This is a genomic window from Butyrivibrio sp., from assembly GCF_017635265.1.
Lineage (GTDB): Bacteria > Bacillota > Clostridia > Lachnospirales > Lachnospiraceae > Butyrivibrio.
Map to the genome: position 1 here is coordinate 61,461 of NZ_JAGBLU010000138.1, position 26,280 is coordinate 87,740.

The 26,280-nt window shown below is 40.0% G+C and carries 21 protein-coding genes; 6 read left to right on the forward strand and 15 right to left on the reverse strand.

What is annotated here, in order from left to right; translation table 11 throughout:
- Positions 1 to 152 precede the first annotated feature (152 nt).
- Genes spoVG through J6O61_RS17825 form a run of 3 tightly spaced genes read right to left on the reverse strand, consistent with a single transcriptional unit; the run spans position 153 to position 2,871 of the window.
- Positions 153 to 437: a septation regulator SpoVG gene (gene spoVG / locus J6O61_RS17815; RefSeq protein ID WP_292215681.1), complete on the reverse strand. Its 285-nt coding sequence runs from the start codon at positions 435 to 437 to the stop codon at positions 153 to 155.
- A 45-nt stretch (positions 438 to 482) separates the two neighbouring features.
- On the reverse strand, positions 483 to 1,601 hold the full coding sequence (glgD, locus tag J6O61_RS17820) for a glucose-1-phosphate adenylyltransferase subunit GlgD (protein WP_292215660.1): 1,119 nt from the start codon (positions 1,599 to 1,601) through the stop codon (positions 483 to 485).
- 1 nt (position 1,602) lies between these two features.
- Positions 1,603 to 2,871 carry a glucose-1-phosphate adenylyltransferase gene (locus J6O61_RS17825; protein WP_292215661.1) on the reverse strand — a complete coding sequence of 423 codons (1,269 nt, stop codon included), beginning with the start codon at positions 2,869 to 2,871 and terminating at the stop codon, positions 1,603 to 1,605.
- A gap of 315 nt (positions 2,872 to 3,186) precedes the next feature.
- Here J6O61_RS17825 and murC point away from each other — a divergent pair, with 315 nt between their 5' ends.
- From murC to J6O61_RS17845, 4 genes are all read left to right on the forward strand, one after another.
- Positions 3,187 to 4,581 carry a UDP-N-acetylmuramate--L-alanine ligase gene (murC, locus tag J6O61_RS17830; protein WP_292215662.1) on the forward strand — a complete coding sequence of 465 codons (1,395 nt, stop codon included), beginning with the start codon at positions 3,187 to 3,189 and terminating at the stop codon, positions 4,579 to 4,581.
- Between the two features lie 307 nt (positions 4,582 to 4,888).
- The gene (locus tag J6O61_RS17835; RefSeq protein WP_292215663.1) at positions 4,889 to 6,040 is read left to right on the forward strand and encodes a DnaD domain protein; all 1,152 of its coding nucleotides are present in this window, start codon (positions 4,889 to 4,891) and stop codon (positions 6,038 to 6,040) included.
- Between the two features lie 306 nt (positions 6,041 to 6,346).
- A complete protein-coding gene (locus tag J6O61_RS17840; RefSeq protein ID WP_292215664.1) occupies positions 6,347 to 7,330 on the forward strand; it encodes an ATP-binding protein in 984 nt (327 codons plus the stop codon).
- The gene (locus J6O61_RS17845; protein ID WP_292215665.1) at positions 7,330 to 8,544 is read left to right on the forward strand and encodes a ribose-phosphate pyrophosphokinase; all 1,215 of its coding nucleotides are present in this window, start codon (positions 7,330 to 7,332) and stop codon (positions 8,542 to 8,544) included. Before J6O61_RS17840 ends, J6O61_RS17845 begins: the two co-directional genes overlap by 1 nt.
- A gap of 268 nt (positions 8,545 to 8,812) precedes the next feature.
- Here J6O61_RS17845 and J6O61_RS17850 read toward each other — a convergent pair whose 3' ends face one another.
- From J6O61_RS17850 to J6O61_RS17870, 5 genes are all read right to left on the reverse strand, one after another.
- Positions 8,813 to 9,475: an HAD family hydrolase gene (locus J6O61_RS17850; protein ID WP_292215666.1), complete on the reverse strand. Its 663-nt coding sequence runs from the start codon at positions 9,473 to 9,475 to the stop codon at positions 8,813 to 8,815.
- 49 nt (positions 9,476 to 9,524) lie between these two features.
- Positions 9,525 to 10,154, reverse strand: coding sequence for a lactate utilization protein (locus J6O61_RS17855; protein WP_022775230.1), 630 nt, complete (start codon positions 10,152 to 10,154; stop codon positions 9,525 to 9,527).
- A 123-nt stretch (positions 10,155 to 10,277) separates the two neighbouring features.
- The gene (locus tag J6O61_RS17860; RefSeq protein ID WP_292215667.1) at positions 10,278 to 10,571 is read right to left on the reverse strand and encodes a hypothetical protein; all 294 of its coding nucleotides are present in this window, start codon (positions 10,569 to 10,571) and stop codon (positions 10,278 to 10,280) included.
- Between the two features lie 60 nt (positions 10,572 to 10,631).
- On the reverse strand, positions 10,632 to 13,739 hold the full coding sequence (locus J6O61_RS17865) for a glycoside hydrolase family 2 TIM barrel-domain containing protein (RefSeq protein ID WP_292215668.1): 3,108 nt from the start codon (positions 13,737 to 13,739) through the stop codon (positions 10,632 to 10,634).
- A 3-nt stretch (positions 13,740 to 13,742) separates the two neighbouring features.
- Positions 13,743 to 16,304 (reverse strand): hypothetical protein, encoded by a 2,562-nt coding sequence (locus J6O61_RS17870; RefSeq protein WP_292215669.1) that lies wholly within the window; start codon positions 16,302 to 16,304, stop codon positions 13,743 to 13,745.
- Between the two features lie 53 nt (positions 16,305 to 16,357).
- On the opposite strand from J6O61_RS17870, the gene J6O61_RS17875 reads away from it, so the two are divergent.
- A complete protein-coding gene (locus J6O61_RS17875; protein WP_292215670.1) occupies positions 16,358 to 16,849 on the forward strand; it encodes a DUF402 domain-containing protein in 492 nt (163 codons plus the stop codon).
- Here the strand turns inward: J6O61_RS17875 and J6O61_RS17880 are convergent.
- The 6 genes from J6O61_RS17880 to J6O61_RS17905 all read right to left on the reverse strand — a co-directional run bounded on the left by J6O61_RS17880 (position 16,843) and on the right by J6O61_RS17905 (position 22,658).
- Positions 16,843 to 18,039, reverse strand: coding sequence for a cell wall hydrolase (locus J6O61_RS17880; protein ID WP_292215671.1), 1,197 nt, complete (start codon positions 18,037 to 18,039; stop codon positions 16,843 to 16,845). The two genes, J6O61_RS17875 and J6O61_RS17880, sit on opposite strands and share 7 nt — an antisense overlap.
- A 9-nt stretch (positions 18,040 to 18,048) precedes the next feature.
- Positions 18,049 to 18,531, reverse strand: a complete 483-nt coding sequence (locus J6O61_RS17885; RefSeq protein WP_292215672.1) for a deoxycytidylate deaminase — start codon at positions 18,529 to 18,531, stop codon at positions 18,049 to 18,051.
- 222 nt (positions 18,532 to 18,753) lie between these two features.
- Positions 18,754 to 19,383, reverse strand: a complete 630-nt coding sequence (gene upp / locus J6O61_RS17890) for a uracil phosphoribosyltransferase (protein WP_292215673.1) — start codon at positions 19,381 to 19,383, stop codon at positions 18,754 to 18,756.
- Positions 19,384 to 19,407: 24 nt separating this feature from the next.
- On the reverse strand, positions 19,408 to 19,836 hold the full coding sequence (gene rpiB / locus J6O61_RS17895) for a ribose 5-phosphate isomerase B (RefSeq protein ID WP_292215674.1): 429 nt from the start codon (positions 19,834 to 19,836) through the stop codon (positions 19,408 to 19,410).
- A 55-nt stretch (positions 19,837 to 19,891) separates the two neighbouring features.
- Complete coding sequence (locus J6O61_RS17900) at positions 19,892 to 20,950, reverse strand: L-threonylcarbamoyladenylate synthase (protein WP_292215675.1); 1,059 nt, start codon at positions 20,948 to 20,950, stop codon at positions 19,892 to 19,894.
- A 4-nt stretch (positions 20,951 to 20,954) separates the two neighbouring features.
- On the reverse strand, positions 20,955 to 22,658 hold the full coding sequence (locus J6O61_RS17905) for a glycosyl hydrolase family 18 protein (protein ID WP_292215676.1): 1,704 nt from the start codon (positions 22,656 to 22,658) through the stop codon (positions 20,955 to 20,957).
- 683 nt (positions 22,659 to 23,341) lie between these two features.
- Here J6O61_RS17905 and J6O61_RS17910 point away from each other — a divergent pair.
- Positions 23,342 to 24,142 (forward strand): adaptor protein MecA, encoded by an 801-nt coding sequence (locus J6O61_RS17910; protein ID WP_292215677.1) that lies wholly within the window; start codon positions 23,342 to 23,344, stop codon positions 24,140 to 24,142.
- 67 nt (positions 24,143 to 24,209) lie between these two features.
- On the opposite strand, the gene J6O61_RS17915 is transcribed toward J6O61_RS17910, so the two are convergent.
- On the reverse strand, positions 24,210 to 26,280 hold a 2,071-nt coding region (locus J6O61_RS17915; RefSeq protein ID WP_292215678.1), incomplete at its 5' end, for a thiamine pyrophosphate-dependent enzyme.

Genomic DNA, 26,280 nt, shown 5'->3' on the forward strand with positions numbered 1-26,280 from the left:
CTTTTCCCCACCGAAATAAATGGGGCTTAGTACATAATGTACCTTAAGCCCCATTTAATTTTATTCACTATACCATTTTTATTGCGGTTGAACAAGTAACACACATGAGATTCTCTATCGGATGAGTTACCGGTCAATCCCTGAATGAAGCATCAGATGCTATCATCATCTGCTGTTTCATCTACTGCTGCCTTGTCGTAAGCATCGAGAATTGTGTCCTGCAAAATCTTACGTGTATCTGAATTGATTGGATGAGCAATGTCGCGATACTCGCCATCAGTTGACTTCTTGCTGGGCATCGCAATAAACAATCCTCTTTCTCCCTCAATTACTTTTATATCATGAACCACAAATTCATTGTCAAAAGTAACTGATACTACTGCACGCATTTTTCCCTGCTTTGTGACTTTCCTTACCCTTACGTCTGTTATTTTCATCATGTACCCCCTCTCGGTCATAACAGTGTTTATGTATGTAGAAAATTACAATACATATCTTTCATTATTCTCAACTACAATCTTTATGCCGTTTTCTTCTTTGTAGTAAGAATTGGCCTGAATTGTTCCATGGCTTTCAACGATGCAGTTCTCTATATGAGAATTATCGCCGATATATACATCATTTAGGATGATTGAATTCTTGATGTAACAGTTGTTTCCGACAAATGCCCCCTTGAAAATAACGGAATCTTCTATTGCACCGTTGATAATACATCCACTGGATATAAGGCTGTTTTTAACGTTAACTCCCACGTTGTATTTTGCAGGCGGAAGATCGACAACCTTTGTGTAGATACCCGGATACTCACGGAAGAAATACCGTCTTACTTCAGGCTTGAGGAAATCCATATTGGTTCTGTAATAATCCTCAACTGAAGCGATATTGTTCCAATACTCTTTTATCTTGTATCCATAGATTCGTTTCATATCCTTATATCTTACAAGAATATCTCTAACGAAATCGTATCTCTCTTCTTCTTCAGCTCTTTCAATGAGTTCGATAAGCTGACGTCTTCTTATTACATAGATACCACACGAAATGGTGTTTGATCTTGATACTACAGGCTTCTCTTCGAACTCTTCGATTCGACTCTCCTCATTCATTCTGATGGTTCCGAATCTCTCAGTATCAATATCTGCAGGCATATCCTTACATACTACAGTAATATCTGCCTGCTTCTGAATGTGGTACTCTAAAAGCTTAGCATAGTCCATCTTATATACACAGTCACCGGAAGTGATGATAACATATGGCTCATGGCAGCTTCTTAAAAAATCAAGGTTCTGTGCAATTGCATCTGCTGTACCTCTGTACCAGAGATTTCCTGATGCCTTTACTGCAGGAGTAAATACATAAAGACCACCCTGCTTACGTCCAAAATCCCACCATTTTGATGAACTAAGGTGTGAATTAAGGCTCCCTGCATTGTACTGTGTAAATACTGCAACTGTCTGAATATGAGAGTTTGTCATATTACTCAGTGCAAAATCAATACTTCTGTAAAAACCTGCTACAGGCATAGCGCAAACCGCTCTTTTCTTGGAGAGCTCCTGCATTCTGCTACTGCTACCACCTGCTAAAATAATGCCAATCGCTCTCATGTCAATCACCTGCCTTATCTAATGTTCTGCCGCTGTCAAGGACACCGCCCGGGTAATCCTCAGCAGTAGTAATTCCCGAAATCATAATATTCTTACCGATTGTTACATCATTTGGAATAACAGATTTCTCACCGATAGTGCAGAGACCTTCACAGTAAATGTTTGGCTTAGTCTCATTTTCTTTTTCCTCGAAGGCTCCGATCCTTACATTGTTTCCAATCTTAACCTTCTCGGCAACGATACCTTTTTCTATGTTGCAGCCTTCACCAATCTCTGTTTCATTCATAATAATAGAGTGACTTACAACTGTATCTTTTCCAATTTTTACGCCGGGACCTATAACTGAGTTATAAACCTTACCGTAAATTTCACAGCCTTCACCTACGATACTGCGCTCAATTGCGCTGTCAGATCCGAGATACTGTGGTGGCTGAACATCACTTGCAGTATAAATTTTCCAATACTCTTCATAAAGATTGAACTCAGGAACTATATCAATTAGCTCCATGTTTGCCTGCCAGTAAGATGTAAGCGTTCCTACATCTTTCCAGTATCCATCAAACTCATATGCATAAAGAGCCTGCCCCTGTTCTTTGCAATAAGGAATAATATGCTTACCAAAATCAAGACCTGCCTGATCTTTGTTAGCAATAAGAGCTTCTCTTAAAGCTTTCCATGAAAAAATATAGATACCCATAGAAGCAAGATTACTGCGTGGATGTTCAGGCTTTTCCTCAAAGTCTACAATCTTCTTGTTTTCATCGGTAATCATAATACCGAATCTGCTGGCCTCCTCCATAGGAACAGGCATAACTGCAATTGTAGCATCCGCATGACTTGCCTTGTGGAAATCAAGCATCGTTTCATAATCCATCTTATATATATGATCACCTGAAAGGATCAAAACATAATCCGGATTGTAGTTCTCCATATATTCAAGGTTCTGGTAAATAGCATTGGCTGTACCGGTATACCATTCACTATTAGAACTCTTCTCGTAAGGAGGGAGTACCGTTACTCCACCAAAATTACGGTCTAGGTCCCACGGGATACCTATACCAATGTGAGAATTAAGTCTTAGGGGACGATACTGTGTAAGAACTCCCACAGTGTCCACTCCAGAATTGATGCAGTTACTAAGTGGGAAATCGATGATTCTGTATTTTCCCCCAAATGAAACTGCAGGCTTTGCCATCTTGGCAGTTAACACTCCCAATCTGCTGCCCTGGCCCCCTGCCAGCAGCATGGCGATCATTTCTTTTTTTATCATGTTCCACCTCGTTGCATTTTGTAGTCACAAGAACGTGACTTTGATACACCAGGCATGCCGAATGACATGCCACAGAAAACCGCTTTTTTCTTATATAAAAGTATAACATAAATAAATATTAAAAACACTCTATTTATCTCTTTTATTAAGATTATTAAGATTAGATTTAGCTTAATCGATTGCGGGAATAGTTTTTTGACTTTGATAGAATAAGTGTTAGAATATATTGCGTTATATCATATTAATTTGTAGCTATTACAGATTTCTTAAATATAATTTGTTATGTCAAAAAAACATTCATGAATCGAGGATTTTATGTACAAAATTAATTTTGATAAACCCGCACATGTTTACTTTATGGGCATCGGTGGAATATCTATGAGTGGTCTTGCCCATATATTAATAGAAAGGGGCTTTAAGGTTTCGGGCTCGGACAACAAAAAATCCGAAATGACAGAAAAACTTTCTGCTCAAGGTGCAAACATTATATATGGACAAAAAGCTGAAAATATAACAGACTGCTCACCAATCGACGTAGTTGTGTACACTGCCGCAGTTCATCCCGATAACCCTGAATTTATGGCAGCAAAAGAGGCCGGCATTCCAATGCTCACCAGAGCTGAACTTCTTGGCCAGATCATGACTAATTATGATCTTCCTGTTGCAGTTGCAGGAACACATGGAAAAACAACAACTACTTCAATGCTCTCCAAGATTCTTTTGGAAGCAGATACTGACCCTACTCTTTCAATCGGCGGCGTATTTAAGGATATTGGGGGCAACATCCGTGTTGGTAAATCAGAATATTTTGTTACAGAAGCCTGCGAATATACAAACAGCTTTTTGAGCTTTTTCCCTAAAATCAGCATCATTACCAATATAGATGCAGATCATCTTGACTTCTTTAAGGACCTTGATGATATCAGACATTCCTTTAGAAAGTTTGCTAAGCTTTTACCTGAAGACGGAACTCTTGTTATCAACGGTGACATAGATAATGTTTCATATATCACGGATGAGCTTAAATGCTCAATTATTACCTACGGCTCCACAGACGCTTTTGACTATTATCCAACAGACATTACTTATGATGATCACGGCAACGCCTCTTTTAAAGCACATTTAAAAGACGGCTCTGTGCTTGATATAAAGCTAGCTGTTCCCGGCGTTCACAATGTATACAATGCCCTTGCAGCTATTGCAGTTTCTACTATATTAAATGTAGACAGCACTCACATCACTACTGCTCTCTCACTTTTCGGTGGAACAAGCAGAAGATTTGAGTATAAGGGCGAAGTTCACGGCATCACTATTATTGATGACTATGCCCATCATCCAACAGAGATAAAGGCCACACTTACAGCTGCACAGAACTATCCACACAGAAAAATCTGGTGTGTTTTCCAGCCTCACACTTATACCAGAACAAAAGCTCTTTTGAACGAATTTGCCGATGCTCTTTCTCTGGCTGATCACGTTGTTTTGGCAGATATCTACGCCGCAAGAGAGACCGATAATCTGGGAATAAGCTCACGTACGCTATGCGACAAGATAAAAGATCTTGGTCATGAATGTATGTATTTGCCAACTTTTGAAAACTTTAGTGAGATAGAAAAGTTCCTTTTGCAAAATTGCACTAAAGGAGATTTGTTGATAACCATGGGTGCCGGTGATGTTGTTAAAATAGGCGACGAACTCCTTGGTAAATGATACTTATCCACATATCCACTTTTTTTATAAAAAAAGTATAAACAATTTCCGGTGGAAAACAGCCAATCCATTATTTACTGATGGATTGGCTATTTTATATTTTTTTTATAATTTAATCCACATTATCCACATTGTCCACACAATTGGCTCAATTCCCCAAATGCGCACCAGTGCTGGATTTCTTCGTTACTTTTTCCCATATCATTTAAGATATTTGTGTGTTAAGATTTGAATTGTTCGAAAGAGAGCACCAAATAAATGAATGCATCTTTGAACTTCGTAACTAAACTTGAGGTGAAAATATAACATGATGGGGCGAGTAACAATCAGTCATAATTTAGGGGAGGATTCTACGAATGTTTCCAATATTTTTATTGACGAGTACATGCAAGACGCAAATGATGCGCAGATTAAGATCTACCTCTTTTTACTGCGTATGATGAGTGCCAACCTGCCTACCAGCGTTTCGGCACTTGCAGATAAATTTAATCATACAGAAAAAGATGTCATAAGAGCACTTAAATACTGGGAAAAGAAAGAGCTTATCACACTTGAATATGACGGTTCAGGTAATCTTACCGGAATTCATATGGAGGACATTAATCCTAAGACTAATTTCGGCAGAAGAAAGAACGATACTGTTTTAAGACCTCTTCCGGATATTCGTGAGCATACTGTCAGTGAGCCTGTGATCAGTAAAATTGCTGCTGATGAACACATTGCAGGGGAAGTAAAAAAAGCTCCGGCAAAGCCTAAATACTCTGCCGCTGAGCTTCGCGCTTTCAAAGAAGAAGAAGGCGCAGGAATTGTATTCCTTGCAGAGCAATATTTCGGAAGACCTCTCACTTCTACAGAAGCGCTTACGCTTTACTATATTCATGATGAGCTTAAATTCTCAGATGATTTATTGGACTATCTGATGCAATATTGCGTCGATAATCATAAAGCTGATTTCAGATATGTAGAAAAGGTGGCTATAAACTGGAGTCAGGAAGGCATCAAGACGCCAAAGCAGGCTCACGCGGAAATCTATAAGCATGATCCGAATGTAATCGGTATCATGAAGGCCCTGGGTATGGAAAACAGCCCAACTGAGAAAGAAGGAAACTTCATCAGTTCCTGGCTTGGGGAGTTGGGATTTTCGATGGATATTATTATGGAAGCCTGTGACCGCACTGTTATGGCGACTCAAAAAAACCGTTTGAAGTATTGCGACAGCATTCTTCGCAGCTGGCATGAAAAGAAAGCAAGTTCAAGGGAGGATATTGCCAGACTGGATGCCGACTTTACCGCAGATCTCAAGAAAAAAAGATCTAAGGCTTCCGTATCATCCATCACTACTAAAAGCCGCTTTGACGAATCATATATTCGCCCAAGCGGAAGCCAGAACCGTTTTAATCAGTTTCAGCAAAATACATATGATTTTGCCGAGCTTGAGAAACAACTTCTGGACAACTAAGGTTACTATACAAAACAGCCCGGTAACCGGAATAGCTCTTACCTGATTGGGGAATCAGATAAGAACTGCAAAAATTTAGCCCTGTACTTTTGGTTCGGCGGCGGCCAAGGCCTTCCCTGAAGCACGTACAGGGCTGTATTGTGCAAAGATTGCTGTTCAGTTCCTGACCAGTAATACTGCAATTTTGCAATTAAATCACTTCTCAATGAGCAAAATTGCCACTTGAATCACCTTCTCACGCAGCCCGCAGCACAGTGCTGGCTGCTGACTGAATAGTACATGCAAAGCCTTATTGGAGGACAAACCATGGCACTAACTAATGCTCAGTATGATGAAATCATGCATGAATATGAAGAGCGGCGTGCTCTTCACAGACAGGAATTAGAAGACAGACAGCGATACGTTTACGAAACTGTTGAAGGCTATAAAGAGCTTGAAGACGAAACAGCTTCTGCCAGCGTAGCTTTTGGCAAAAGGCTTCTTTCAGGAGAACGTCTGGACCGGTCTGTTCTTAGACGAGAGCTTGAAGAACTTGCAAGACAAAAACTCATTCTTTTAACTGAAGCAGGTTTTTCTTCAGACTACCTTGATATGGGTTACACCTGTCAGGATTGCAAAGACACCGGTTATATCGGCAATGAAAAATGTCACTGTTTCAAACAGAAAATAATTGAAACTCTTTATGATAAATCCAATCTCAGAATGCTCACAAAAAGTGCTAATTTTAAGCTTTTAACCGATAGATACTATCAAGGTGAGGATCTGATAAAATTCCGCGGTGCAGTCAAAGCTGCTGAAGAATTTATAAATAATTTTTGTTCTGACTACCAAAATCTTTTTATTTATGGTACAGTTGGTACTGGCAAATCTTTCCTTTCGATATGTATTGCCAATGAGCTTCTTAAAAAAGGCCATTCTGTAATATATTTTAGCTCGACCGGATTATTTGAACTACTGGCTGAGAATTCATTTGACTACAAAAATAAGGGGGAACTTAGGGGGATCTATGAGGATTTGTACAATTGTGAACTACTGATCATCGACGATCTTGGTACAGAACGTACAAATAGTTTTGTGGCTTCCGAGCTTTTCTCCTGTCTCAACGAACGCGACAACAGAAAAAAAGCGACGATCATTACCACAAATCTTTCTCTTGAACAATTGCAAAACACTTACTCTGACAGAATTTTTTCAAGGATAACAAGTAATTTCAGACTCCTGAAACTTTCAGGTCAGGATATCAGAAAAATAAAGAAAATTGCAAGAAAAGAAAGCGAGGATTTTCAGTAATGCCAAAAAGAGAAGAGAAACGTAATCTGGAGACTATTCCTGTAGGATCTCTGGGAATTATTCCACTTAAGGGAGTTCAGTCCCTTGCAGAGAAAGTCGATTACTATCTCGTAAAATGGAGAGCAGAAAGAGAGAACGAACATAAAGGTAGCCTTGCATTTACAGGCTATGAGCGTCCTTCTTATATCTTAGAGGCTGAGGTTCCAAGATTCGGAACCGGTGAAGCAAAAGGAGTTATTAAAACTTCCGTACGAGGAGATGACCTTTATCTTCTTGTAGATGTATGTAACTATTCACAGACCTATTCTCTTTTCGGACAAGAAAATCATATGTCTCCTGATGATCACTATCAGGATTTAAAAAGAATCATTGCAGCAGTAGGCGGTAAGGCAAGAAGAATCACTGTAATCATGCCATTCCTCTATGAGTCCCGTCAGCACAAAAGAAGCTCAAGAGAGTCTCTTGACTGCGCTATCGCTCTTCAGGAACTTGTCAAAATGGGTGTTGATAATATCATCACCTTTGATGCACATGATCCCAGAGTTCAAAACGCCATTCCACTTAACGGCTTCGAAACAGTTCGCACAACATATCAATTTATAAAAGCACTTCTTCGCAATATATGGGATCTTAAGATTGATTCTGACCACATGATGGTAATAAGCCCGGATGAAGGCGGAATGGGAAGAGCCATCTATCTTGCAAGTGTACTTGGTCTTGATGTAGGAATGTTCTATAAGAGACGTGATTATACACAGGTAGTTAATGGACGTAATCCAATTGTTTCTCACGAATTCCTTGGAACAAGTGTAGAAGGTAAATCCGTTATCATTGTTGATGATATGATTTCATCAGGTGAGAGCATGCTTGATGTGGCAAGAGCACTTAAACAACGCAAAGCTGCGAGAATTTACGCATTCTCAACATTTGGATTATTTACAAGCGGTTTGGATATATTCGACAAGGCTTATGAAGAAGGAATCATCGACAGAGTATTTACAACCAACCTTGTTTACCAGACACCTGAGCTTCTTTCACGTGAATGGTATATCAGCTGCGATATGAGCAAGTATATCGCCTACCTTATTGATACACTTAACCACGACGCTTCTATCAGCGACCTTCTTAATCCTGTTGAACGTATCAACAATATCATTGAGCGCTACAACAGCGGAGAGCTTCGTGCTAGCCTTGAAGCTGAGAAAAAAATCTAAATTGTGAACAAGAAAGCAGTGGAAATGGGGCAAGTGCATCCGGCTCTCTGATAGATTTTTTGGTAATTTATTGAAACTCAAAAAGAAGGCCCAAAGACCTTTCATGTTATTCAGAACAGGTCTTTGAACCTTCTTTTTTCATTTCATAAATTATTCCAAAAACTCTAAATCGAGCCAGCTACACTTGCCCCATTTCCACTGCTTTCTTGAATCCACGTTTTAGATATTCTGCAAGGAATCAAGGTCGCACTATTAAGCGTCTTACTATTTATGAGTTAAGAAAAAGACTCTTAATATCCACAAGTCGATCTAGTCTTGCGTATAGTTTTCCACGAAGTTCTTCGTCAGGTTCTGTGAGGTCGGGGATCATGATGACGTTGCAGCCTGCGGAGTACGCACTGTTTACGCCGTTTGGTGAGTCTTCTACAGCGAAGGTTTCCTCTGGCGAAAGGCCCAGTTCATTGCAGGCATAGGCATAAATGTCGGGAGCGGGTTTACCAAGCTCAACCATGTTGGCGCAGATTATCTTGTCGAAGTAGTCAAACAGGTCGATTTTCTTAAGATATCGCTCTGCTCTTGGATATTCATTGGCTGTGGCAAGGGCTGTCAGGATTCCATGTTCTCGAAGCCATGACAATATCTCTTTGGCGCCGGGCTTTAGAGGAATCCCCTGCTCTTTTATGAGTTCTTCAACAAGTCCTTTTCTATACTCTCTCACCTTTGCGTAATCGAAATCTTCTCCAAATACTTCCTTAAACCTCCTGGGAGCAAAAGGTCTTCCAAGGGATCTTAGTTCAAGGGCAAAATCCTTTGGGGCTTCATATCCAAAATGTGCAAAAGCTTTTGGCCATGCTATCTGATAATACTTCTCCGTATCAGTAAGCGTACCATCCATATCAAATATCACGGCTTTAATATCGTTAACTGGCATATCCACATTTCCTTACTTTTTTATCTGGCTTTTCCACAATTTATAGTTTTCAGAATCCCAAATTGTCATTAACAAGGATCACATGGATGCGGTCCTTGTGTCTTGAAAAACGTGTAATCAAAAACTGGCAGCAAATTGTATCAGGAGATTTACAATTCATGCATGAACCTGTCTTGGCGCAGGGAGTAGAAAGGCCAAAACGCTGTGCGTTGATAGGTGCTGCTACGTTTCTTGCACGCTTCATAGCTCCATCAACATCATCACATATCTTGTTCATTCCAACTATGAAAAGAACATGCTTAGGGCCCTGGGCTATTGCAGAAACGCGGTTTGAATTGCCATCGATATTTACAATGACACCATCTTCTGTCATAGCATTGGCACTTACAAGGAAATAATCCGCATCATAAGCAGCAAGCATCGCTGCGCGCTTATCTTCCATGGCATCTCTGTCAATAAAGTTGTAGTTGCCTTTTTTCACTGCTTCTACGAGACCTATCTCATGAGCGCTCATTGCTCCGCCCATAGATACGCTGCTGCCTTCAGGAATAAGCTCAAGTGCCTTCTTAAGCGCTTCCTCTTTGGTAGCTGCATAGTAGCCTGTCATGTTTCTGGATTCAAGCCCCTTGATAACCTTTTGTGCCAACAATTCGTTTCTCTTAACAATGTTCTCGTTCATAGCCTTCTCTCCTACTTTTATTCATGCACGATTTATCAGTTGTTTCAACTGAATGTAACCTCAAGCCAGTATTTGCTATCTGTAAATACTACACATCTCTTCTTGCCAAGAGACATTAACAACTTATCCCTGAAGTCCTGCTGACTGGCGGATCATATCCTCAACAACGATATCGTAGATCTCACCTATTGAATTGCAGTATTCAAGGACCTTCCAAGGTTCATTGGTATGAAAATGAATCTTAACAAGATCCTCATCTCCTGCCGCAATAAGGGAGTTCCCCTCAATGTGAGTTGTGATATAATCTGCGATCTCATCCTCATCAAGATCCTCATCTCTTCTATCGATCAAAAGCTGTGTGTCATATCTGTACGCAAACTGATCGTCCTCTGCATCAATGCTGTTAACCGGTTCCATTTTTCATTTCCTCCTTTGATCAAATGATTTTAGGGTCTCATACTTTTGCCCCAGTTATCATCAAATTCCTTTAAATGACATTACAAATGAAAGTTTCTTATCGTTTGGAAGAAGGAACTCTTCATGAGTTCTTGCTCCCCAGCTATCGTCTCCTGCAATTCCCATCTGAACAAGGCTGCATCTTACGATAGTCTTAAATACTCTTGGAAGCTCATAAGGGTGCTTTGCTGCCTCCAACTCGTCAGGTGTGTATGGAAGCGCACTGAAATTCATAGTCATTGGAGCTTCAAACAAAAGTCCTCTTCCTTTTCTGTCTATAACCTTGGCCCATCTTACATCTGTTCTGTTACCAGTTTCCTGTGGAACAAGATAGCTCTCCATGGCATCTGTTGTAGAAGTCTTGAACACACCAAGCTTTGCGCCCTTATTTCTGTCGCAGTAGTTCTCCTCAGGCCCATTTCCATAGTATTCAACAAATTTGTACTCAGGACTTATTCTGAACATCATGCCATATTCAGGCATTGGAGTAAGTCCCTTTACAGGTTCATAATCTTCTTTTACCCATACTCTTCCATCACCTGTTACTGTATAAGTCACGTCTACAGATGAAGCAGGCGTTGTAGGAAGGAAAAATCTGTAAGTTAAGCTTACGCTGTTTTCCTCTTCCTTTATTACAGGATATGTCTTTCTCTCTTCCTCTGAACCGTTTACGTAACCTGTGCTGTCCTCAACTATCGGATAGTGAGTCATATAGCTGCTTGCAATCTTCCACTGAGCATATCTCTGAGGCATTCTGTTTCCGTTGTCGTTATCAACAGGCGCTCTCCAGAAGTTTGGTCTTGGAATAGATTCCAACATTTCTTTTCCTGCATAATTATAAGATACAAGTCCATGGTCTCTTGAGAAAAGAACTGAGAAATGATTTCCTTTAACTCCTATATTGAAAGATCCCTTGATAACCTTTATCTTTGCGCAGGAAATATATGTAGAAGCAGAATTTCTAAATACTCCCTGTCCAAACGCAACTTCATGACCTCTATTTGCCCAGCTTGTATCATCGCGAAGTCTGAATGAAACTGTAACCACATATTCATCAACCGGGAAAGGACCATTTTCGTCATATGGTTCAGTTCCGAAAACAGACATCTTATTTACAATTGCTTCCGGAAGATCATAGGTCTTTTCATCTAAAGGCTCTACAGCTGTAGCAATGAATCTCTCCATTAGCTTTTTGCCGTTTCTTTCAAGAACAGCTACACATGTGTACTCACTTGTATTGGTGAAAAGATTCTTGTTTACAACCTTCACCTTATCTTTTTCTACATACACTTTGATGCTCTGGTAGTTGAATTTAACCTCCTGCATCTTAGCATATTCTTTCCTCTGACCGTCTACTATTCCGTTTCCTGAGAAGTTAAAGTCAGTAGGTCTTTCTCCGTGATCACCACCATATGCCTGATACTCTTCGCCAAAGCAGTTGCGGCTTCTGATTGACTGATCCACATAGTCCCAAATAAAGCCTCCCTGGTACCTTTCTTCCCTGTCAGCAAGGTCCGTGTATTTGAACATGCCGCCGTTAGAATTGGCCATAGCATGTGTGTACTCGCAGCAGATAAACGGCTTATCAGGATGTTCCTTAAGGAATTTCTCAATGCTTGCAACTGAAGGATACATCTGGCTTTCCATATCGCTTGTGTCATTGTAGGTTCTGTCGTGACAAACGCCTTCATAATGAACAAGTCTGTCCGGATCAAGTTTTCTAAAGAGCTGACTCATCTCGAAAGGCACTTTTCCACCGTGGGACTCATTACCAATAGACCAAATAAGTACTGATGGATGGTTCTTATCGAGCTGATATGTGGTATTAATTCTGTCGAGCATTACATCCATGCAGTTATCCCTGCTGCCCGGTATTGCGCCTGCTATTGCAGCTTCCTGACTTGATGCAGCAGACCAGCTTCCGTGAGTCTCCATGTTATTTTCTGCGATCATATAAAGTCCATAAATATCACAGAGTTCGTAAATCTTGGATGAATTCTGATAATGGCTGGTTCTTATGGCATTTATATTATTCTTTTTCATAGTGAGAATATCTAAAAGAGTATCCTCATCTGACACTACTCTTCCGCTGTCACAAGAGAACTCATGCCTGTTAACGCCTCTGAATACAATGCGCTTTCCGTTGATAAGCATGATTCCGTTCTTCATCTCAAAGCGCCTAAAACCTACGTTTTGACGAATTACTTCGAGGTCTTCCCCATTTTCGCCTTTGATATGCAAAAGAAGCTGATAGAGCTGTGGATCTTCAGCGCTCCATAAAACCGGGCTCTGGACTTTTTCAGATATCACAACTTCTTCTTTATTGGAAACACTCCCCTTTACAACAGGATGATTGTTTCTAAGAAGTACATACTCTGTTGTTCCTGCTGCCTTATTAAGCTTAAGGGTAACTTCAAGTTCAGCTTCTGTAAAATCTTCGTTTAAGATTGTTCTGACCTTAAGGTCATTTAGATGTACTGCCGGTACAAGCTGTAAAAATACATTTCTGTATATTCCTGAAAATCTAAAGAAATCCTGATCCTCCATCCAGCTTCCTGAAGTCCATTTATAAACCTGAACTGCCATCTTGTTCACACCCTGCTTTATAAATGGTGTGAGATCAAACTCTGATGGAGTAAATGTATCAGCGCTATATCCAACATACCTTCCGTTAAGCCAAAGAGCATATCCGCTTTCAACACCCTCAAATATTACATGGATTTCTTTTCCGCTCCAATCAAAAGGCACTTCAAGATACTTAACATAGCTTCCAACCGGATTAAACTCCTCCGGAATCTCTCCAAGCTCTATGTCCTCATGCCCATCCCATGGATACTGAACATTGATATATGCAGGAATATCATAGCCTTCCATCTGCATATGAGCAGGAACATGTATATCATCCCAAAAATTGCAGTCATATTCTTCTTTTTCAAAACCATCTATTGTCGCTCTGTAATTCTTGGCATAATGGAATTTCCAAAGTCCGTTAAGAGACATTTTAAGTGAGCTTACTCCGGCCTCAAGTTCATCATCAGAAGCATAAGCCACATGATCTGAATGCGCCGGTATAACATTCTCCTTAAAAAACTCCGGATCTTTTACCCTGTTATAATCAAAAATTTTCATTGTTTAACCCTCCGTAATATAGGTAATAAAATGATTGCCGTTATTTTCAAATAACTGAGCCGAGTCATTCATTCCATATTTATAAACTGTGCCGGTACTTGGATCCATAAGAACTGTATTAAGCTCATTAAATCCAATTACAAGCATTGCTTCCCCATTATTTAAAAGACATATCACAGGTATATCCTGATTCACATAATACAAAACTGTTGATAACGGACATCCATCCAGATCAAGAACTCTGGCCTGAGTCAGTGAGTTCTCAAGAATCTGTTCAACCCCCATTCCATTTTCCAATAATGCTTCAACGTCTCTGTTCGTCCCCTTAAACTGCAGCACCAGATCCAGGCATACTGCCACCGGGTTTTGAGATGTCATATTCTCATAACTTTCACCCATTCTTGTTATGGCCATAATCTGATTGGACCTTAAAAGGTTTCCTTTGATCCAGATGTATTCATTATTGTCTGAAGTAACTACGCCCGGTGCATCATTAGCATCCAATATAGCACTTGCAGGATTTGCATATATACGAACAGATCCGTCAAGTCCATACGCATAGTAAAGAGGATTCTTTTCCGTATCTCTCTCAATTGCAAGCTCAACATCTCTGTCTCCCTCAAAAAGAGTCTGATTCGGTGTAAGAACTCGAAGCTGTTTTGTTTTGATCTCTGATTTGGTAGTAATCTGAACAATCTTTTCAAATACATCTACTGATGACACATCAACTGTATTATTGCCACTTTCGACCTCAAGTGTGTTCATGATCTGATCATCATAAGTACTTATATACCCTGTTCCTTCTTCGTCCTTGACAACTCTTGTCATCTTTAGCTGATTGCCATTGACAGTTACTCCCGTAATATATATTCCATCGGGGCTGTATTTCTCCAAAAGATTTCCTTCACTATCTTCAATCCTAAGACTATACATAGCATAAATAGGGTTGCCTATCTGATCATTTAGGACATCGCTCTCATGAACAAGTCCATATATTAAATCTTCCCCCATAAAGCCCAAAAGAATAATGTAGTCTCCGTCCTCTGCAGTAATCTCCGAAGTAGCTCTGGTATTCAGGTTCATAACATGAAGACTCTTAAAATCGTCATTCTGCCATGAGATAACATTTTCGGACTCAGATATTTTATACTGCCCGTTTCCTATATCATCAACCACAGAACTTCCCGTTTTCTCTATAAGATCTATCTCGTATATGTTCTGATCCAGCATACAGTAGAACATTTCGTTGTTACTTGCATAGGCCAGTCGATCGAAATAACTCATAAGTATTTCAGCTGAACTGCTACTGTTAATAAATACTTGCTCTTCTACAGCATTCAAAGAAATGTTGTAATCATATACGGCAATTCCAACTTCGCCCTCATGAAGTCCCCTGTTCATATAACCGGCCACAGCGAACTTAACATTTCCGGCTTCATCAATATTCAAAATCTTAATAAGATTCTTGTTCCACCTTGTTCTTATATCATCATTATCACTATCATAGAAGCCAAAAACATAAGCCAGCTTACTCTCAGAATTGTTAAAAACAAACAGGCGATTCTCGCTTACAAATGCAAATACACTTCCGCTGTCACTTTCTTTAAACTCAATTTCAGGATCTTCGATGCCAAGATAAATACCGTTTTGAGTGATGGAGTATGAACCTGAATCAAATATATAATTCATTGATCTCTCAAAATTTAAAAGGTACAGTCTGTCAGACGTATACCTGACACGATAGTCTTCAACTACATTGTAGGTTCTGTTGATTGTCCCATCTTTAATCGAAACTCTGTACTGAAGTTCAAAACTGGCTGTTTGAGAATGTATATCAGTAACATAAACATCCGGAGTTGTGTGAGCTGTGATATTAAGATCTCCCCATGTTACCTGATTAAAACTACTGTGAATATCTACCTTATTAAAGGTTGTATTATCCCCCTCTGAATTAGACTCAAGATATTTCGAATATTCTTTTGCTGCTGTTTTGCTGAATGTGGCCTCGGAAAAGCCAAGCACAAAGTCAAGGCACTCATCCAAATTGTATTTGCTGCCATCTTCAGGCCACACAACTCTTGTATAATACTTTGCTGTGCCGCTCTCTGTCTGCATAACGAGGACAAGCATATACTCTGTATCAGTGGTAATAAGGTCTTTTAACTGTATATCACCTGATATTACATCGCCGTTTTCAGCATAATCTACTATCTGCGTGTTTTCTATAAGCCTTGAACCATCAATACTTCTAAGTTCAAAACCTAAATCCCAGACCTTATTGCCATAGGTATTTATATTAAAAGAAAATTTTCTGTCTTGATCAGTCGGCAAAACCGATCCTCTAATGTAATTGACATCAACAGCAGAAAGATAACCATGAAGCGGATTTACGGCGCCTTCATCAGTAACAAGCGTAACAACCGGAAGCGTTGCAGGTTGCATTTTGGCTGTCATATCTGCATTGTCACCATTTGAAAGCTTTCCTAGAATAAATACAGCAACTACAAATACCACTATGGCATATATGATTTTTATTATCGTTATTCTAACTAAATTATCTCGCATAATTGACTTTCATTTTATATAATAGTAAGATTTTTCCAAAAGGAGGTTCCCTTATGGAAAATCCCGTTCTTTATCGCAAACGTTTCATTCCGGACGAATGTCTTGAGCTTAAGGATGACATTATTCTGGAGCAAACCGATTCTTTCATTGTTACTAAATGGAGCACCATACGCAAAAGGTGCGACTTATCTAGCGGATATTCATGTTATTATCTTGATCGCGGTTACAAAGTCAGCAAATTTCTCAAAGATGATGGCTCTTTGTTATGCTGGTATTGTGATATTATTACCTATGACTATGATAAAGAAACCAATAGGCTTCTGGTAATCGACCTGTTGGCCGATGTTAAAGTTTATCCTAACGGGCTTATCAAAGTTGTGGACCTCGATGAACTCTCTGAAGCTTTTGAAAAACGCCTCATTGATGAAGTTCTTCTTAAAAAGAGTCTGCTCACATTGAACAGACTCCTTAATGAAATATACGATAATGGCATCGAGTCCCTAGTAGGTCCTATTGAAAAAATAATTGTAAATAATGATCAATAAAAGACATGACCACCTATATTTATTCCTGAAAGCCCCGGTATCGGTGTTCTAAAATATACGCAGTTTCCTACATTGGAATATCCTGTCATAGCTTCATCCGCTGCCTGATAGCATGCGGCTGTGGCTTTACCCTCAGCAAGTGCAAGTGCAAGTCTTCCGCTTGCAACCGGTGAAAACTGTTTGTTCTGGTAGATTACCCCTACCACAGTATCCGGATAAACAGAACTTAACACTCTGTTTATAACTACAGCACCTACCGCAACCTTTCCTTCATAAGGCTCTGAACCTGCCTCGCAATAAATCAGATTTGCCAGAAGATATCTGTCACCTTCTGCAAATGTAACTTCCGAAATATCTCTCCATTTTGAGGCTGCAGCCAGTTTTGATAATCTCATTTCCTCCGCAAGTTTTGCTTCCAGGGCCTTAATATCAGCTTCCTGTGCTTTGATCTGCGCTTCAAGCTCCTCTGCCTTGGACTCAGCATCAGAAATATCATTAGCATACTGCTTAATAGTTCCCGAAGTCTGACTTACAAGCCCTGAAACCCTGCTCTGCTCCGCCTGCTCTTTAACCTGATACTCCTCAAGCTGGTCCATTTCCTCCTCAAGAGCTGCTTCCTTTTCCTCAATAAGTTTTCTTGTCTGAATATATTCTTCAAACTTTCTCTTATCGTACGCCGAAAGCTCTTCTATAAAGTGATTCTGATTGAGAAAGTCCGCAAAGCTTCCTGAGCTAAGAATCATATCGAAAAAAACAAAGTTCTGTTTTTCATATATAAACTGAACTCTTTTTTTCATAGAAGCATACTGTTCAGCTTCTGTATTTCTGGCCGCTTCAAGTTCTGCAAGCGTATTTTCAATTTCTGTTTCTTTGACATCAATCTGCTCTTCTATTTCTTCCAGATTGCTGCTGACCTCGCTGAGCTGATTATTCAAAGAATTAAGTTGTCCCTGAAGAGAAGACTTCTCTTCATTCATCTCAGCTATATCATCTTTAGTATTATCAAGCTCGTCCTGAGATTGTTGTTTTTTTTCCTTTGCTTCTTCAAGCTGCTTTTTGGTTGATTCAGTAGCGTGGGTTTCAATAGGAAAAAAAGCTGTCCCCAGAAAAAAAGCAAATACGGTCAATGCAATTATTAAAAAATGCTTTCTATATTTAGTTGTAACTCCCCAATCCCCTCGTCTTTTCATGCCTTCTTTTTAAATTGTAATTTTTATGCTTCTTCCACTAGGCTGATATTGATAGTACCTCACCCCTGCTGCATCAAACATCTTCTTTGAAGCCTTTGTAGATGCTGATGAACTATATTTATCACTATCATAAACTACTGTTTTTATGCCTGCCTGGATAATTGCCTTGGCACACTCGTTACATGGAAAAAGAGATACATAAATCTTGGAACCAACCAGGTTTCCACCCTTGTAATTCAAGATCGCATTAAGCTCACTGTGAGTAACAAAAGGATATTTAGTTGATAACTCATCCTCGCCGTCGCGCTCCCATGGGAAATCCTCATCAGAGCAGCCCTTAGGGAATCCGTTATATCCCATGGACAATATATTGTTGTCTTCACTTACAATACAGCTTCCCACCTGAGTATTAGGATCTTTGGATCTGAGTGCCGCAAGCTTTGCAACCCCCATAAAATACTCATCCCAGGATATGTAATCCTCTCTTTTCATGCGTCCTCCTTGAATACTAGCGTTGGTAACAAAATACGCATGTCTACGCTTCGCTCTCGACATGCTACCGCGATAATACGGATTGCTCCACTTCGTTCGCGCAATCCTACGTACATTCGGAATCCGTACTATCGTACTACTTCCTCATGTACGTTGCGGTCTCAAATTCAAATGATTACTCAAGCAAGCTTGAAATCATTTGAACTTTTTCCCGCTTATCGCTCACTTTGTTCCGAAGATGCGGTCTCCAGCGTCTCCTAAACCAGGTACGATGTAGCCGTGCTCGTTGAGTTTCTCATCGAGAGAACCAACGTAAATATCTACATCCGGGTGTGCTTCCTGCATAGCCTTAAGTCCTTCCGGTGCAGCAATGATACACATGAAATGAATATGGCTGCATCCTCTGTCTTTAAGCATCTGAATAGCTGCAACTGATGATCCTCCTGTTGCAAGCATAGGATCAACTACAAATATCTCTCTTTCTGAAATATCTGCAGGCATTTTGCAATAGTACTCTACAGGCTTAAGTGTCTCAGGATCTCTGTAAAGTCCGATGTGCCCAACTTTAGCTGCAGGAATAAGTGCGAGCATTCCGTCAACCATGCCAAGACCTGCTCTTAAAATAGGAACTACGCAAAGCTTTCTTCCCTTAAGTTCCTTTACAGTTGTTTTGCATATAGGTGTCTCTATCTCAACATCTTTAAGATTAAGATCTCTGGTAGCTTCATAGCAGATAAGCATTGCTATTTCACTTATAGTCTGTCTAAAGTCCTTTGTACCTGTTTCTACTCTCCTGATCATTCCTATTTTATGCTGAATAAGTGGATGATCCATAATAACTACTTTTCCCATATAATCCTCCTAACCTGGTTGTAATTATTTTTCTATTTTTGATATTCTGCGACTGTGCTTTTCCATCTCTGAAAAAGGTGTGTCCAAAAATGTATCAACAATTTCAAGTGCCTGAACAGTTCCAATCATTCCGCCACCCATAGCAAGCATGTTGGCATCATTGTGCTCCCTTGTAAGTCTTGCTGATGTTTTCTCAGAGCAAAGAGCACATCGTATTCCCTTTACCTTGTTGGCTACTATTGAAATGCCTATTCCGGTTGTACAGATTACAATTCCTCTGTCACATTCTCCGCTTGCAACAGCCTCAGCTGCTGCCCTTCCAAATTCAGGATAATCACATGAGTTAAGATCATAAGTTCCAAAATCTTTAAACTCAAGTCCTCTCTCCTGAAGATGCTTCTTTACAGCCTCTTTTAGTTCAAATCCACCGTGGTCACTACCTAATGCTATCATTTTCTTACCATCCCTTACTATTATAATACAGTCATCACAATGTCAAAAGAACTACCTAAAGCAAAATGACATTGTGACCTGCTGCTTTCAAAAGCCTGTTCATTATTGCCTGACCGATTCCGTTTTCGTCAAAAGACTCCGAGAACATCACATCAACATCCTCATCATCAAACTCTCTCAATACCTTGAAAAGTTCATGAGCAATGGTACTCTCATCATCTCTGTTTCCTACACTCTTTACTATATCAGCTTCATAGAGCGCCTTCGTGGAATCTGTTCCTATGATCCCGACCTTTTTACCTGCTGCCTTGGCCTCTTTAGACCTTGCATTAATATATTCGATAACCTTATCCTGTTCTCCCTGAACTATAGCAAGGTCGCCTTTGGGTGCATAGTGCTTATATTTCATTCCGGGAGCCTTAGGTCTTTGAGTCGATGTGCTGTCTATTATTGTCCTGTCGATGGCTATTGACCCAAGAACCTCTTTTAACATATCTGCCGTTATATAGCCCGGTCTTAATATCATCGGTTCATCACTTGTAAGGTCCACGATAGTTGATTCAAGACCTATTCCAACCTGGCCTCCGTCTATTATCATTTCAATCTTGCCTGACAAATCCTCCTGACAATACCTTGCCACTGTCGGGCTTGGACGCCCTGATGTATTGGCACTCGGCGCCGCTATAAATCCACCTGCAGCATCAATCAGACCAAGTGCTATCTTGTTATTAGGCATCCTTATGGCTACAGTATCAAGACCACCTGTGGTTTCATAAGGAACTTTATCATTTTTATTCATTATCATTGTAAGCGGTCCCGGCCAAAAGGCATCAGCCAGTTTTTTTGCTGCTTCAGGAACCTCTTTTACAATTTTTTCAACATCAGCCATGTTAGAAACATGAACAATAAGCGGATTGTCAGAAGGTCTTCCCTTTGCAGCATATATCTTTTTGGAAGACTCGGGATTTAATGCATCTCCCCCAAGTCCATAAACCGTCTCTGTCGGAAAAGCGACAAGACCGCCGTTTTTTATAATCTCTCCGGCTCTTTGAAGATTCTTTTTAGCCGTATCATCTATATTATTCTCTTCTATAACTATACACTCTGTTTCCAATTTCTTACCCTTCCATAAATTCAGCAATAACATCCCAAACATCACTGGTTTCCATTCCAATGGACCACTCAGCAATACCCGCTATGCCACTTGCTTTCATGGCATCAATCTTTTGACCTATAGAAAGAGCATCCTCCATCCATATCTGATTTAAAGTGCCGTCTGATGAAGTAAATTCACCATAGTTCTGTCCTGCTTCCGCATCCCAAACCATTTCTATTCCGTGACTGTTTATATACTCTTTTGCGACCTTCATGGATACAGCTTCACTTGAAAGCACTCCACCTGATGTATGCCAGATTCTGGTATAGAACGGCACTGCATTAATTACCTTGGAAGGATCAACCTCTTTTAAAGTGTTGATGATTCCATTTTCTACATATGATAGAGAAGCTACTGACCCGGCTTCTGCGGAGCCGGCATAATGCTCGTCGTATCCCATGATAATGCAATAGTCAGCTACTATTCCCTGCTCTTCAAGATCATAATAATCATTAAAATTCATAGGAACGTAATTGTCTATCGAAAAAACAAGTCCCGCTTTTCTGCAGGCAATCGACATCTCTCTTACAAGTTCAACAAAAGACTGCCCATCCTCTGCCGCAACAGATTCAAAATCGAGGTTTATTCCGTCTGCACCAACTTCAAGTGTCTTTGAAACAACGTTACCGATAAAGTTTGCTCTGCTAGCGGCATGTGAAAGAACTTCAGATGTGGAAAATCCGTCTCCACCGGTGAAGTTGTCCACAAGAGCCCACACTTCCATTCCCATGTTGTGAGCAGAAACCACATAGGCTGCTGAAGCTATACTGTTTATATTTCCATCGTTATCAGTAAGTGCAAACCAGGTTGGACAAAGGACATTTAATTTCTTGGTATTTTCAACATAAGCTATAAGTGTCTCATTGCCTGCATATCCACCTATATTGTGAAAGCCAAGATTAATCTTATAATCTCTGGTTAGTGATGTATACTCTTCCGGAACGTAATCCGTTACAGGAATAGGACTAAATGTTGTCTCATTTTCAAGACGTTTCTTTTCAACATATCCTATATAGGAGTCTGAACTTTTTACCTTAACCCAGTCTTCAAGTTCTTCAAGAATTACAACCTTATCGCCTTCAGATAATTCCTCTAAAACTTCACTTTTTACACCGCCACGTTTTCTTAGCTGTGTATTCTTTTTAATGGTTGCCACCTGCTGATCTTCCCAGCTGGTAGTAAGCTGTATGTGATTGGGATCAGTAAAAGCTTCATATGAAAAGTTAGTATATTTTTTTACATAATCAAGAGCGACTAAAAGATTCTCTCCATCAAGTCTGGAGATGATATAGCCTTCATCTGATGTATTACCATCCGTATCTGACCAAACCGTAGTTCCAATCTCATTTGTTATTATTTTGGATGCGGTTGTATATACCAGTATTCCATCTGCCTTTCCATAATAAAACCTGTCATTTAAATACTTCTGAACTGAATCAAAGTCCATATAGTAAGTGCCATCAATAAGATATGCTCTCTCTTCAATCATTTCATTTCCCAGAATAATAGCTACATCACTATCACCTGATATATTAAAATAATCATTTAGATCAGCTTTCTCTGTACTATAAGAGTAATGTTCATACACAATCTGAAGTGCATAGATTCCTCCTAAAATAAAAATAAGGGCGATTATAATAATCGCCGGAATCACCTTTTTCTTCATGTTCTAGCTCCTTTACAATCGCCCTATATTATACCAAACAATTATTATTACGTCATTATGAAAGTACCTAATCCAACCATTACACTTTATGTATGTTCACGGCGGGGTTGCCTCTTATATACAATTGATTGTTTTTGTGGATTTCAAAAACCAAAAGGATTTTATTTTGTGATAATTCCTCGTTAGTAATGCTTTTTAATAATTCTTTTCATATGACATAATTTAATCTCAGTAAGATGCCAACGCCAAACCCTGTTTTATATCCGTATCTTCTTATACAAAATATGGTATAATAGTATTAGAAAATACTAGATTTGTTAATGCTCTGTTGTTGTGTTGATTAAAAATTTATTAGTAATTTGGGGATTTTTATTTCGAAACTAAACATAAGACATCTATGATTTTAATCATAGAAAAAAGAATAGCAGAAAATAAATTGTACCCTGAAACTAATCGCCTCCCTTCCGGATTCATATCCTCGGCAGGCACCTCACAAGAAAAAATAATATCAGCTAATTCTTAAGAAAAACAATCGAATTTTCTTAAGATTTTCTTAAGATTTTAATTGCATAAAACCTATTGTATATCATTTAATTTAATAGTAAAATAAGCCGATATAGGTATTGACATAGGATATCATTTCATCTAGTATCTATGTATTCCAAAGTCAGGAGGTAAGCATCATGAAGATTGAAAAAGTCAATGATCACCAGATTAGATGCACCCTTACCAGAGATGACCTTGCGAAACGCGACCTTAAGATCACAGAGCTTGCGTATGGAACCGAAAAAGCCAAAGAGCTTTTTCAGGACATGATGCAGCAAGCCAATTTAGAATATGGCTTTGATGCTGAGGATACCCCACTTATGATAGAGGCTATCCCGATCAATTCAGAGTGCATTGTCCTTATCATTACTAAAGTTGATGATCCCGAAGAGCTTGATACACGTTTTTCAAACTTTGCTCCTTCAGTTCACGAAGATGACGACGAGGATGATGACGACTACGATGAATATGATGAAGATGAATACGAAGACGAAGACGAGGATGTCTCAAGTCTTTTCAGAAGACTGCAGCACAGCAATATGTCAGATTTTTATGACAGTTCTCTAAGCTCTTCTCCTTTATCCGATTCAAAAAAAGTCAAGGAGAAAACCTCCGGCACTCGAAAAAAAGGTCAGCCAAGCCGAAAAGGTTCAAGAATCTTTTCATTTGACTCCTTACATGAAGTCATGAGATTCTCGGCAATTGTAAGCAGGAAGTTCAATGGTATTAACACCTTATATAAAAATGAAGTAAACGGTAAGTTTTATCTGATACTTCATCAGGGTGAAATCGAAGATGGTGTATTTGCCAATATCTGTTCACTTCTTACAGAATATGGCAAGACAGAAATCGGAAGTACCGCAACACAGCAATTTTTGGATGAGCATTATTCGGTTGTCATCCCCGATAATGCCGTTCAGACACTTTCAAAAATTTGATTTTTTCATTTTACTAAAAAAGACCGGTTCATTCGAACCGGTCTTCTCTTTTGTCTTTATTTTCTTATTACTGCTTTCCGTAAAGTGTAACAAGTTTTTCAAGATAAGCTCTGTGCTCCTTAGCATGCTCAGCTGCCATAGCATTGAGCTTAGCTGCTCTCTCAGGATTCTTGAGCTTAAGTGAAAGGTAACGAACCTCACCATCAAGGAAGCTCTGGAAGTCTTCTGTTGCTGGCTTAGAATCAAGCGTGAACTTGTTCTCTGCCTGAGGATTGAATCTGAACATATCCCAGTATCCTGTAGCAACAGCCTTCTTCTCTTCATCCATAACCTTGTTCATACCAGCCTTAAGACCCTGGTTGATACATGGTGCATATGCGATGATAAGTGAAGGTCCTGGATAAGCTTCAGCTTCTTTGATTGCATTGATTGTCTGCTGCATGTTAGCACCCATAGCAATCTGTGCAACGTATACGTAACCATAGCTCATAGCGATTGAAGCAAGGTCTTTCTGCTTAATCTCTTTACCACCTGCAGCGAACTGTGCAACAGCACCTGTAGGAGTAGCCTTTGAAGACTGTCCACCTGTATTTGAGTAAACCTCAGTGTTTACAACGAGAACGTTAACATCCTTACCGGAAGCAAGTACGTGATCGAGACCACCGAATCCGATATCGAATGCCCATCCGTCACCACCAAAGATCCACTGTGACTTCTTAGCAGCAAAGTCTTTATTCTTTACAACGTACTTAGCAGCATCTGAACTGTCGTTCTTAAGAGCCTCAACAAGAGCCTCTGTAGCTGCTGTGTTCTCAGAACCGATGTTGAATGTATCAAGCCACTTCTGAGCAGCATCCTTAGCAGCGCCGCCTGCAGCTACGATCTCTTCAACCTTCTCCTTGATTGCATCACGGAGAGCGTTCTGTGCGAGAACCATACCCATACCAAACTCAGCATTGTCTTCGAACAGTGAGTTATCCCAAGCTGGGCCCTGTCCCTTAGCATTTACTGTGTAAGGTGTTGAAGGTGATGAGTTACCCCAGATTGATGTACATCCTGTAGCGTTTGCAACGTACATTCTGTCACCAAAGAGCTGAGTAACAAGCTTAACGTAAGGTGTTTCACCACAACCAGCACAAGCTCCTGAGAACTCAAGGAGAGGCTGCTTGAACTGTGAACCCTTGATTGAAGCTTCGCCAAACTTAGCAACAACGTCTTCCTTAATAGGAAGTGTTACAGCATAGTCGAAGTACTTCTGCTCATCCTTGTTAGCAGCGATAGCACCCATCTTAAGTGTCTCGCCCTTATTGTTACCAGGACATACATTTGCGCAAGATCCGCAACCTGTACAGTCAAGAGCAGAAATAACAACTGAATACTTATATCCATCCATTCCAGCAAGTGGCTTTGTCTGAAGTCCTTCTGGAGCCTTAGCGATCTCATCGTCTGTCATAGCGATTGTACGGATTGCTGCATGAGGACATACAAGTGAGCAGAATCCACAACCGATACATGTTGAAGCATCCCAAGCAGGAACGTTTACTGCGATACCTCTCTTCTCGTATGCAGCTGATCCTGAAGGTGTAGCACCATCAACGTATGGAAGACAATCAGAAACTTTAAGTGTGTTACCTTCCTGTGCATTAACCTTAGACTGGATGTTGTTAACGAAGTCGATAACATCCTTTCTTGATCCTTCTGCCTTCTTGAAGTCAAGACCTTCATCCTGTGCGTTAGCCCATGACTCAGGGATCTCAACCTTGATAAGGTTCTTTGGATCTGCACCGGCATCAATAGCTGCCCAGTTCTTCTTAACGACATCTTCACCCTTACGGCCGTATGTCTTCTGAGCTGCATCCTTCATGAACTTGATAGCATCTTCTTCAGGAATGATCTTTGTGATGTTGAAGAATGCTGACTGAAGGATTGTGTTAATTCTTGTAGGACCCATTCCAACTTCAACACCGATCTTAGAACCGTTCATGATGTAGAAGTTGATCTTGTGATCATACATGAACTTCTTAACCTGTCCAGGGATCTCAGCATCAAGCTGATCTACTGTCCATGGGCAGTTGAGAAGGAATGAACCTCCATCAACAAGTTCCTGAACCATGTTGAACTTGCGGATATATGAAGGA